We start from the raw sequence: 1,499 nt of genomic DNA on the forward strand, positions 1-1,499 counted from the left end.
ATTCGACCCGTAAACATACAGGCTCGATGAGGCAACTGGGGCAAATGAAGCGCTCAAAATCTCAAAGTGCGGACTTTGTTGACGGGGACTTAGAAACCCCGTCCGTCTACACGGCGGGGTAGTTCATTCCTCTATCCTGCGGGGCAACTTTGTGGATAGAAACTCATTCTCCGGTGCAATTTGTGGATACTAAGTTTAATCCTTCAAAAGCAAGGCGACCTTATAGATATACCTGACTTTAAACATTTCAAGTTTTCAGTAAAACCAAGCGCGATACAATGTTTGGTAAAAATTCCTGTTGCTTGTTGCCTTCAGATTTTTTCAACAGCTCCTAAATAAACTTCGATAACTCTTGCATCATTCTGCACCTCATCCATAGTTCCTTCACAAAGTACAGAACCTTGATGTAAAACAGTTACTTTTTTGGCTATTTGACGCACAAATTCCATGTCATGTTCAATCACAATAATTGAATGACTGGCAGCCAAGTTTAACAAAAGAGAACCTATATTTTCTGTTTCTTCATCAGTCAAACCAGCTACGGGTTCATCTACTAATAATAGTTCGGGAGATTGAGCAACTAACATACCTATTTCTAAACGTTGTTTTTCACCATGAGATAAAAAAGCTGCTTTAATATTTGCTTTTCCAACTAAATTTATAGTTTCCAATAAACCAGCAACACTTCTAATTTCTGCGGAAGGAACTTTACGAAATAAAGTAGCAATTACTCCTTTATGGCGATTAATAACTAAATCTAAATTTTCTCTAACAGTTAAATTTAGATATACTCTAGGTGTTTGAAATTTACGCCCAATTCCCATACAAGCTATTTTATGTTCGGGAATTTTCATTAAATTATCACCTCTAAATAATACTTTTCCTATTGTTGGTTGAACTTTGCCAGTAATTACATCTAAAAAAGTAGTCTTTCCAGCTCCATTCGGACCGATAATAACTCGCAATTCACCAACATTTATAGTGAAATTGAGGTTATTTAGAGCCTTAAAGCCATCAAAACTAACAGTTAAATTTTGAATTTCTAAAATTTTTTCTATCACGGTTTTTATCAGTTATTAGTTATTAGTTATTAGTTATCAGTTATCAGTAGATATCTCCAACAATAAAAAATAAAATCAATTATCCCACAGAAATTATCAATTATTTCTCCCTTCTTCCTACTCCCTCTTTTCTGGAGATATCTAGTTATCAATTATACAGCAGATTTCATTGTGCTACTTTTGAACTTCAAATGGTATCAAAGGTAAGATAGCTGTACTACTTTTGAATTTCAAATGACTATCACAGGTAAGATAGCTGTATTACTTTTGACTTTTGACTTTTGACTTTTGACTTTCAAGAAGCGATCGCAACTTTAGCCAAGCATATTCTTGCCACCAACCGACTATTCCATTAGGTAATATTGTCACGACTAATAAAAATAACGCACCTTGAAAAAATAACCAGATTTGGGGAAATTGTTCGCTTAAAAAGTACGA

General features: G+C 34.6%; 1 protein-coding gene. It reads right to left on the reverse strand.

From position 1 onward, the window contains the following. Positions 1–311 precede the first annotated feature (311 nt). Positions 312–1,061, reverse strand: coding sequence for an urea ABC transporter ATP-binding protein UrtD (gene urtD, locus F6K13_RS32735; protein WP_124146043.1), 750 nt, complete (start codon positions 1,059–1,061; stop codon positions 312–314). Between the last annotated feature and the right edge of the window lie 438 nt (positions 1,062–1,499).

Source organism: Okeania sp. SIO2B9, assembly GCF_010672505.1.
GTDB lineage: Bacteria > Cyanobacteriota > Cyanobacteriia > Cyanobacteriales > Microcoleaceae > Okeania > Okeania hirsuta.